This is a genomic window from Arenibacter lacus (genome assembly GCF_008711145.1).
Lineage (GTDB): Bacteria > Bacteroidota > Bacteroidia > Flavobacteriales > Flavobacteriaceae > Arenibacter > Arenibacter amylolyticus.
On sequence record NZ_VVIN01000095.1, the window covers coordinates 1 to 7314 of the forward strand.

Annotated in this window: 3 protein-coding genes; 2 read left to right on the forward strand and 1 reads right to left on the reverse strand. The window is 40.1% G+C overall.

The window, feature by feature from the left end:
- The first annotated feature begins 1434 nt into the window (after positions 1-1434).
- Together F1E73_RS15935 and F1E73_RS15940 are read left to right on the forward strand one after the other, a co-directional pair.
- Entirely contained in the window at positions 1435-2595 is a 1161-nt protein-coding gene (locus F1E73_RS15935; protein ID WP_150452500.1) for an OmpA family protein, read from the forward strand.
- Between the two features lie 945 nt (positions 2596-3540).
- Entirely contained in the window at positions 3541-4704 is a 1164-nt protein-coding gene (locus F1E73_RS15940) for an OmpA family protein (protein WP_150452501.1), read from the forward strand.
- A gap of 565 nt (positions 4705-5269) precedes the next feature.
- Here the strand turns inward: F1E73_RS15940 and F1E73_RS15945 are convergent.
- Complete coding sequence (locus F1E73_RS15945) at positions 5270-6580, reverse strand: capsule assembly Wzi family protein (protein ID WP_150452502.1); 1311 nt, start codon at positions 6578-6580, stop codon at positions 5270-5272.
- Positions 6581-7314: the final 734 nt, after the last annotated feature.

Here is a 7314-nt window from a genome sequence, read left to right on the forward strand (position 1 = left end):
GTAGCTGGTTATTTGATTTGAAGATTTGGCAATTTGTTAATATGTGAATGAGGGAATAAATTAAAGTAGAAATGCAACAATGGATAAGTGTAGCAATGGTTTTAATTTGGGAATTTGTTAATGTGGCTTCGTTATTTAGGTATTAGCCATTGGATTGTTATAAGGTTAAGAAGTTATCTAGTTATGAAATAAGGCTAGTAAAAAGCGGATAATTCAATTCAGGTCAGAATTTCCGTTTACCCCTTGCCCTAAAGGGAGCGGAAATTCTCATGAATTAAACGATTAAGAATAATTAAGTCTTTTAATAGTATGCCAATTGCTTAGAGCCAAAAGCCTACAGCATATAGCCTAACGCTACTTTCAGACATTGCCAATTGTTCACTGAAAAAACTGTTTACTCCGCACTGTTTACTGGCTACTGAACTCCGTCAGAGTGAAATTCCGAAGGAATTTTGTATCGAGAACCTTGGGATTGAAAGATTATTCTTGAAAGCAAATATAATTTCCAGTGATTCCTTTCAGCCCAGAATTTCCGTTTACCCCTTTCCCTAAAGGGAGCGGAAATTCTCATGAATTAAACGATTAAGAATAATTAAGTCCATAAATAGTAAGCTCATTACCTAATGCCTACAGCCTATTGCCTACAGCCTATTGCCTACAGCCTATTGCCTACAGCATATAGTCTAACCCCATCTTTCGTATCCCTGATTAGTGTTTACTGTCTACCGATTACTGACCACTGAACTCCGTCAGAGTGAAATTTCGAAGGAATTTAGTATTGAGAACCTTGGGATTGAAAGATTATTCTTGAAAGCAAATATAATTTCCAGTGATTCCTTTCAGTCCAGAATTTCCGTTTACCCCTTTCCCTAAAGGGAGCGGAAATTCTCATGAATTAAAGGAATAAGAATCATTAAGTCCATAAATAGTAAGCTCATTACCTAATGCCTACAGCCTATTGCCTACAGCATATAGTCTAACCCCATCTTTCGTATCCCTGATTAGTGTTTACTGTCCACCGATTACTGACCACTGAACTCCGTTAGTTAGAGTGAAATTCTGAAAGAATTTTGTATCGAGAACCTTGGTATGGAGCACTTTCTTTCGGTTTAAAACTCTTAAGTGGCAGAATCCACCGTTGCCACCGTATCTTATAACATATCTTCCCCTAGAACCAATATCCCAACTCAAAAGGCAATTATCCCAAATTTTTCCCGTTGTAAAATAAGTTAAAGTCAATTATTTGGACATTTAAATAGGCTCCATAAATAGGTGGTGAAAATGGAGGTTGTCCCTATAAAACCTTAGGAAATAGGAAGGATTAAGGGGGGGGCATGAGCGGCTGATAGTCGATAAAATTTGTATCTTGCGGAGTTTTAATTGTGGCTCATAAACATGGGCCTATTATTGCAAATTGATCTAATTTATAGTTTTATGAATATTTACAGGATTATTTTAGTAGTATTATTGGTTGCTTCATTTAATGTTAATTCCGCCCAGGAATTGGTGCTTACGGACAAGGATCATATCGTGGAAAGCGCCTGGATGGTGGGCCTAGGGTACAATTTTGTGGATGATTCCGATGGACAATTAAAGGGATTATTTAATGTTAAGGACAATTGGAATGCCTTGCCTTATCCATCGCGCTTAAGTATAGGTAGGTATTTTAAAAATGGCTTGGGTATAGAAGCCATTGGTTCCTATAATAAATATAAAGTAGGGAAGGTTGTTAGTGGAGCGGTAAACACTACCGAAATGGATTATTATTCGGTAGATGCCAGGGTGAGTTATGATTTGAACAAGATTATAGGGGAAACCGGTTTCTTTGATCCTTATGTAGGAGTTGGAATGGGTTATACCAGGGCCAATAATCAGGATAGGGGGACATACAACGCAGTAGTCGGATTCAGAACCTGGTTTTCGGATCAATTCGGGTTAGATTTTAGTAGCTCGGGTAAGGTAGGTATCAATGTGGGGAACCACTTGCAGCATCATGCCGGAGTTGTATATCGTTTCGGTATAGAAAAAGGACTATCTAAGAAAGGCATGCAAAAGCTGGCCATAATCAATGAAAACCAGCGAGTACAGGATTCTATCAACGCAGCTAAGAAAGCAGAGGAAGAAGCACGTTTACTTGCAGAGCGATTGGCAAGGGAGAAGGAGCAGGCGCGTTTAGCGGCAGAAGAGAAAGCGAAAAGAGATGCCGAAAATCAAAGAAGAGCCAGTATAGAAAGTCAGGTAAAGTCTGTAGGTCATGTTAATTTTGCTTTCAATTCTGCATGGGTAAGCAAAGCAGAAAGGGAACGTTTGGATAAGTTGGCCGAGATTATGGAAGCCCATTCCAGCATCACCATCAAGGTAAGTTCCCATGCCGATGCCAGAGGCTCGCAGGAGTATAACTTAAAGCTGACGGAGAGAAGGGTAAAGAACACTATCGACTACCTAGTAAACGAGAAAGGAATAGACGCTAGTAGACTCAATGGAGAAGCCTTTGGTAAAAAACAGTTGCTAAACGACTGTGATGGTACTAAGTACTGCCCAGAAACCAAGCACAGAGAAAATAGACGATCAGAATTCCAAGTGGCGAGCTTCTAATAGAAGCCCTGCTTCTAGCTCCTCACCTGGAAGCTCCTAAGTAGATCCAGTAGTCAAAGTAGGGGAGGACATAAGACTAAGTACAAACACCGGTTATGGTTCCAATTTATTTTGGACCGTAGCTGGTGTTTTGTTTAATGTGTAAATGTAATAATGGGTGAATTTTATAAGTGCTGTGTTATTGGGTGGGAATTGAGGGCTTTACATAGGGGATGGTTAAACGGTTAAATAGTTAAAATGTTAAGCTGTTATGAGGTTAAGCTGTTACGAGGTTATGAAGTCGTCAGTTCGAGTGAAATTCTGAAGGAATTTTGTATCGAGAACTCTTGGTTTGAAGCTGTTTCCTTTTAGGTTTAAACCCCTAGGGTGGCAGTATCAACCCCTGCTTCTCGATACAATTTTGCTTCACTGCGTTTCGCAAAACCACTCGAAGTGACGGGGGGATTAATGTAACAATTGATCAATGTAGCGATGTGCCAATGGGTTAATTTGGAGATTTGCCAATTTGGAAATTTGGGTATGAAGCCGTCGTTATGTAGGTATTCAAAAGTTTATACGCCGTCAGTTCGAGTGAAATGCCATAGGCATTTTGTATCGAGAACCTTCGTTTGGAGCACTTTTCTTTTGGTTCCAATCTTTTAAGTGTCCAACCTAAATCAGGGACGTACAAAACTGTTTACTCCGCACTGGTTACTGGCAACTGAATTCCGTCAGTTCGAGTGAAATTCTGAAGGAATTTTGTATCGAGAACCTTTGTTTGAAGCCGTTTCCTTTTGGTTCCGACCTATTAAGTGGTCAACCTATATCAGGGACGTACACCATTGATAATTGTTTATTGTTAATTGATTGTAGCATCCTATCGATAAAAATTGTATCTCATAGAGTTTAAGTCGACACCCATGAACATTAGGCTAGTTTTGCCAGCTTAACCAATTATTGTTTTTTATGAATAGCTACAGGTTTATTATAGTTTTTTTATTTGTTATTTCTTTTAATGTTAGTTCTGCACAGAACTTAAGCTTAACGGACAAGGACTATAAGGTTAAGAGTACTTGGATGGTGGGCTTAGGTTACAATTTTGTGGATGATTCGGGAAGTGGGGGCAAAGGGTTGTTCGACATTAAGGATAATTGGAATTCCGTGGCTTTCCCATCTAGAATAAGTATCGGGAGGTACTTTAATAGTGGATTGGGGATTGAAGGGATTGCTTCCTATAACAAATACAAAGTAGGGAAAATGATTAATGGTGCGGTAAACGCTACTGAAACAGATTATCTTGCTTTTGATGCTAGACTTAGCTATGACCTAAACAAGATAATCGGGGAAACCGGCTTTTTTGATCCTTATGTAGGTGTTGGCCTGGGATATGCAGACGTAAACGACGATTTTAGGGGAACCTATAACGCGGTGGTTGGTTTTAGGACCTGGTTTTCAGATCGTGTTGGTCTAGATTTTAGTAGTTCTGGAAAATGGGGAATGGGAGACAAGGATAACCATTTGCAGCATCATGCCGGAGTAGTATATCGTTTTGGGATAGAGAAAGGACTTTCCAAAAAAGGCATGCAGAAGCTGGCCTTGATCAATGAGAACCAAAGGGTACAAGATTCCATTAACGCAGCCAAAAAAGCAGAGGAAGAAGCCAGACTACTTGCAGAGCGATTGGCAAGGGAGAAGGAGCAGGCACGTTTGGCTGCAGAGGAGAAAGCGAAAAGAGATGCCGAAAACCAAAGAAGAGCCAATATTGAAAAGCAAGTGAAGGATGTAGGTAATGTAGGCTTTGCGTTTAATTCTTCTGCTGTGAGCAAAGCGGAAAAAGAAAGACTGGATAAGTTGGCTGCAATCTTACAAGCCAATCCAACGGTTACCTTAAAGATAAGTTCACATGCCGATGCAAGGGGCTCACAAGAATATAATATGAAGCTGACCGAGAAAAGGGTGAAAAACACCATCGATTATATGATAAAGGAGCACGGAATAGATGCCAGCAGATTGGACGGGGAAGCTTTTGGTAAGAAGCAGTTGCTAAACGACTGTGATGGTACTAAACCTTGTCCGGAATCCAAGCATAGGGTTAACAGAAGATCAGAATTTGAAGTAGTGAACTTCTAATTGTAGTTAGCGATTATTTCTCGCTTCCCGCTCAGTACTAGTAAAAGTATGGGATGTCATGGGGGAGGAGGACTTTATTTAAGAAATAAATACCAGTTATGGTTCCATGTAATATTGGACCGTAGCTGGTTTTTTGTTAATGTAGCAATTGGTCAATGTAGCGACGTACCAATGGTTTAATTTGGAGATTTGCCAATTTGTTAATTTGAAAATATATAAATAATATATTAATGAGAACGTCATTTCGACAAGAGCCCTATTTCAGGGCGATTGGGAAATCTCACTAGCTGAGCATTATGGTTATTACTTGAAAGGTTAAGTTGTTAAGCTGTTATGAGGTTAAGCTGTTACGAGGTTATGAAGTCGTCAGTTCGAGTGAAATTCTGAAGGAATTTTGTATCGAGAACCTTCGTTTGAAGGGCTTTTCTTTTGGTTCCGATTTTTTAAGTGGTCAACCTATATCAGGGACGTACTTATGAACCCCTTGCTAATTGCTAATTGAAAAACACTGTTTACCGAATACTGAGCCAATTGCTTATTGTTTACTGTTTATTGAATAAATTGCTTACCGTCCACGATACGGGGAACAATTTGCATAGATATAACGCGGGAGTCTTCCAAATCGGTAGCGATAGCCAAGCCCTAGGGTGATTCGGTCTCTGAGTGCGCTTTTTAGATCGGCACCAAGGCTAAGGAAGAAGGTACTTCTTTCGGAATGCCGATAGGTTAGGTCTCCATGGGTATATAGGTTATTGTGAGATGGATCCCAGGAGCCGTCAATACCTTCATTTATTACATAACTAGCCTTGGCCCTATAGTCTAAATTGAATATACGGCCCGCCGCGCCTATATGGTGCGCCCTGTAGGAGTTATTGACAATCCCTGTTCCGTTACGGTCTGGGGTGATGAATGGGGTCCCTATAACCTCCCCAAAATGGGTATAACCAGAAGGGTAGTAGGTATTATTAAAATAATTGCTAGGACTTTGTAGGTGTTGGTATTCATAGAGAACACCTTTTATAAAACTATCTTCTGAGGTAGACCAAAAGGCGCCCCATACCCCATCAGGAAAGTTCTTTAATTTAATCCCCGATCGGTTTTCAAAAATGGATTGATGGTAAAGGTGTAGTTGATCCCTGTTTCTAAACTCATATTTATAATCGATATGGTAAGAACCCATTTGGTTTGCCCTAGTGCTTCCTGTGGCACCAAAAACCACTTTTGCCAAATCCCTTACACTATTCGGTTGCGATGCACCTCCCCACTGTGCATAATGGTGTAAACCAAGGGAAAGAGTGGATCTTTGGTAGGGTTTAAAATTAAAGGTCAATTGTTTGTAATGAAGTTTGGCATGGTCTATGGCTCGGTCGTCATTTAGCAGGTAATGTCCAAAGGCCCCTTCGAAACTAAAAAACTCTGAAAGCTCAATAGGTTCAAAAGAAGCGAATTCGATTCCTGGTATAGCACGGGCATTATTGCTCCACAGGATATCGCCCCCAACGCTGGAGAGTCCCATTAGTTTTTCCGGGCGTCGTTTAGCCCCTAGGGTAAGCTTAAGGTTATGAAGCTCGTACATTCCATAATATTGGTCTAGAGCTATCCCATCTGGATGGTTCTTGTTAACCGCATAGAATGCACTTCCACCTATTACGAGTCTCCCGTACTCCCCAACATAGTTGGAGTATTCAGAACCAATAGAACCTAGGAGTTGCGTACTGGGGTGAATCAGCCCATTGGTGTTGCTATGGGACCAAAACGAGTTATCCTTTTCTTGGAGTAAAAGTAGTAGCCCAACATCGGTGATAAAATGATTCTGAGCGTAGATATTTAAGTGGAGTAGGGTACCTAAAAGAAGAAATCCTAATTTTCTAAACATGATAAGAGATTGGGGTGCTTTAATGTTAAAAATTAAAATCGTGCAATTTATAGAACTTTTTGGTATTTCAACGGGAAAATGAAGACAATGTACCAATGACTAATGTAGCAATTGAGCAATGTGGAAATGTAGCAATGGTTTAATTTGGAGATTTGTTAATTTGAAAATTTGGAAATGGGGGGATTAATGTGGAAATGTACCGATGGGATAATGTAATAATAGGTGAATTTTATAAGTGCTGTGCTATTGGGTGGGGATTGAGGGCTTTACCTGTGGGATGGTTAAACGGCTAAATAGTTAAAAGGTTAAGCTGTTATGCTGTTACGAGGTTATGAAGTCGTGAGTTCGAGTCAAATTCCGGAGGAATTTTGTATCGAGAACCTTTGTTTGAAGGGCTTTTCTTTTGGTTCCGATCTTTTAAGTGGTCAACCTTTATCAGGGACGTACAACGTACACCATTGTTAATTGAAAAACACTGTTTACCGAATACTGAAAACTAAACCCTTTAATCGTGGCTTCGACTCCGCTCAGCCACCGGCATGTAAATCAGCGACAGACCTTGAAACCCAAACGCCTCTTTTTCCTAGAATATAAACAACTCAGAGTTAAGTCGTTTCTGGCTATTAGGGAACAAAACTGATCACTGACCACCGTTTACTGAATACTGAGCCAATTGTTCACTGATAATTGAATAAAACTGTTTACTCCGCACTGGTTACTGGCAACTGAACTCC